This window comes from Mesobacillus campisalis, assembly GCF_000986785.1.
Taxonomy (GTDB): domain Bacteria; phylum Bacillota; class Bacilli; order Bacillales; family Cytobacillaceae; genus Mesobacillus_B; species Mesobacillus_B campisalis.
Map to the genome: position 1 here is coordinate 1 of NZ_LAYY01000063.1, position 1,984 is coordinate 1,984.

Here is a 1,984-nt window from a genome sequence, read left to right on the forward strand (position 1 = left end):
GTTTCCGGGTAAACGGAAGGAACAGCGGTTGGGTTTCCTTTTTCATCCAAAGCGACAAAGGTTAAAAAGGAGGTAGCCGCGGCCCTTTTTTCCCCGGTAAAAGTGTTCTCGGCGGTCACGCTGACGAATACTTCCATGGAGCTTTTTCCTGTCCATGTAACGAAAGCTTCAAGTGTTACCGCATCCCTCAAGGTAATGGGATGCAAGAAATCGACTGAGTCCATGCTGGCGGTTACCGTCGCCATTCGGCAATGCTTCATGGCGGCAATACCGGCAACCCGGTCAATCCTGCTCATAAGAGCTCCCCCAAATAGGGTGTTATGTCCGTTAGTATCGTTCGGCAAAACCAGGTCAGTCTGAATCGTTCTTGATGCACTGCACGGTTTTTTCTTCATTATGTATTGGCTCCTTTGGTTGAATCAAAGCTGTGGGCAGTTCGGTGAAAAATACACCACATTTTTTATAATAACATTAAAAGAGGTGCAGATAAAATAACAAAGGGATAAGCTTCATGAATGAAGCTTACCCCCCATTGCCTTAAAAAGTTTTGGTCAGGAATACTGCTGGCCCCTGGATCCTTTGCCAGTTAGGTTAGAGACAATCGGCAAAACGGCCTGCATGGCCTGTCCTACGTTTTTCCCACGAGTCATGCTGTAATAAGCAGCTGCACCTATTCCTGCTGATGCCAATATCGGAAGCCACATACGCTGTCCACGCAAACTGAACACCATCCTTTACAGACTTTTTAAAGCCTTATTAGCATAAGCAACCTGCAGGAAAGTATGGTAGCAATGTTTCCCATTTGATGCAAGGGGACGGTTCTCATGTTCTATTTCATTCTAAATCATTTAGGGAGGGTTCAGGGTCATTATTAACTAAAAATGGAAAAAAACTTCTGTACGCACCGTATCCTACTTCGCAACAGAAAGCGGGATTCTTCCGTTCTTTTCAGTTGTCTCCTTTTTGTGTGAAGACAAAACAACTCCAATGAGAACAATGACTCCCCCGACCATTTGGTACCATAAAAATTCTTCCCCTGCAAAAAGCGTAGCAAACAGCGCGGCAAACACCGGCAGCAGATTAATAAAGATGCCCGACTTGGCAGCCCCTGTTTTTGCGACGCCTGTATTCCAGGAAAGGAATGCCACAATGGAAGCAAAGCAGCCGACATAACTCAAGATGAGAAGGCTTTCTCTGTTAAAAATAACCTCAGCCTCTCCCAGACTTAATTCGAGAAAGCTTAATGGCATCAGGATTAGGATTCCAACAAAGGATGTCACATACAAGGTGGTAAAAGCGGGCAAAACCTTAGCGTACTTCTTAATCACAATTGAATAAATGCTCCAGGCGACTACAGCCACCAAAACAAACAAATCTCCCGGGTTGAACCTGAATGCCAGCAAGGCTTCCCATGATCCTTTCGAAAGAATAAAGACAATTCCAATGACCGATAAAATCATGCCTGCTGCCTGCCATCCCGAGAGCCTTTCTTTTAGCATGAAAAACGAAAAGACACCGATGAACAATGGAGTCACCGAATTGACCAGCGACGCGTTGATGGAAGTGGTGAAATGCAGTGAAAAGTAAATGATCGTGTTATATCCAGCCACTCCTGTCACGCTTAACAGAAGGAGAATATATCGATGTTTCCATAAAACCTTAAAGTCCCTGAGCAATGGCTTCGCCAGAAACGGCGTCAGCAATAAAAATGCCACTCCCCACCTTAGTAGCGAAAAGGTGATGGGCGGAAAATACTCTGCCCCCAACCGGCCAATGACGAAATTCCCGCCCCAAATGGCATTGGCAAGAACAAGCAGAAGATAGGCAGAGGAATTCTTTTCAATCGTTTTCAACCTGGTTCACTTCTTTCCGTATAGACAGTACCAGTTAAACAAGCTGCAAGTCTTTATGTAGTTGTCCAACGGCGAGATGCTTCTTCCTGTCCTGTTAGTTTTCCTGCACTTAAACCTCCAAGCCTGCAACA

The 1,984-nt window shown here is 45.3% G+C and carries 3 protein-coding genes; all 3 read right to left on the reverse strand.

Annotated features, from left to right (window positions below; genetic code table 11):
- On the reverse strand, window positions 1-395 hold a 395-nt coding region (locus WQ57_RS22285; protein ID WP_046525894.1), incomplete at its 3' end, for an acyl-CoA thioesterase.
- Between the two features lie 156 nt (window positions 396-551).
- Window positions 552-719: a hypothetical protein gene (locus WQ57_RS26805; RefSeq protein WP_241481569.1), complete on the reverse strand. Its 168-nt coding sequence runs from the start codon at window positions 717-719 to the stop codon at window positions 552-554.
- 192 nt (window positions 720-911) lie between these two features.
- Complete coding sequence (locus tag WQ57_RS22295) at window positions 912-1,853, reverse strand: DMT family transporter (RefSeq protein ID WP_156183175.1); 942 nt, start codon at window positions 1,851-1,853, stop codon at window positions 912-914.
- Between the last annotated feature and the right edge of the window lie 131 nt (window positions 1,854-1,984).